Source organism: Paraburkholderia kururiensis JCM 10599 = LMG 19447, assembly GCF_003986935.1.
Classification (GTDB): Bacteria; Pseudomonadota; Gammaproteobacteria; order Burkholderiales; family Burkholderiaceae; genus Paraburkholderia; species Paraburkholderia kururiensis.
Genome location: NZ_RJZE01000108.1, coordinates 1 through 808, shown reverse-complemented (window position 1 = coordinate 808; position 808 = coordinate 1). Strand labels below are relative to the sequence as shown.

At 61.0% G+C, this 808-nt stretch carries 1 protein-coding gene; it reads left to right on the top strand.

Annotation, left to right across the window (positions count from 1 at the left end; all coding sequences use genetic code 11):
- Nucleotides 1-467: IS110 family RNA-guided transposase (locus PKKP23_RS33485; RefSeq protein WP_126880086.1), on the top strand; the 467-nt coding region annotated here is incomplete at its 5' end.
- Nucleotides 468-808 lie beyond the last annotated feature (341 nt).

The window sequence follows — 808 nt, the reverse complement described above, 5'->3', positions numbered from 1 at the left end:
CTGGCCATATCGAGGATCGCCTGCTCGAATACGACCGCGCGATCGCTGAGATCGCGCGTGCGGATGCGCGCAGCAAGAGGCTGATGCAATTGCTCGGCATCGGCCCGACCACGGCCAGTGCATTGCTTGCCAGTATCGGTGCCGGGCACGACTTTAAAAACGGTCGACAGGTAGCAGCCTGGATCGGACTTACGCCCGGTCAATACAGCAGCGGCGGTAAGGCGCGGCTGGGCAGCATTACGAAGGCAGGTGACACCTATCTGCGCGGTCTGCTGGTCAACGGCGCCCGCGCCGTCATTGCCAGTCTCGGCGAGAAACAGGATCGCTTCAGCCGTTGGGTCCGAACCCTGGTCGAGCGCCGGGGCTACTGGCGGGCCGCCATCGCGATTGCCGCAAAGAACGCGAGATTGGCGTGGGCGTCGTTGAAATATGGCGAGGACTTCAAGCTCGAACCAGTGGCAGACTGAACTCGATTCGGGCCTGTCTATCAACCAGCATCTGGATGCGAGCGCGGACATCATGAGCACATAGAAATGATCACTTTGCACTGCCAGCGGTGATGTGAAGCGGGTTGGACCCGCGCGGGGCGTACCTGGCTGACACGGCGGGGATATCCATTCCCGGCTAGAGAATGAGGCCCCTGCGCGCGTCTTTCATCAGGGTCCGGGCCATTGGCCCAACATGACCGGTTGTAGAACCGCAGTCCTTCACCTTCTCACACGCACCAGCGCGGCATTGCAGCATGTATCGACAGCGAACCTCGATTGAGCTTGTGCTCAACGGGGAAGCCCTTGTAGGTGTTAGGCAC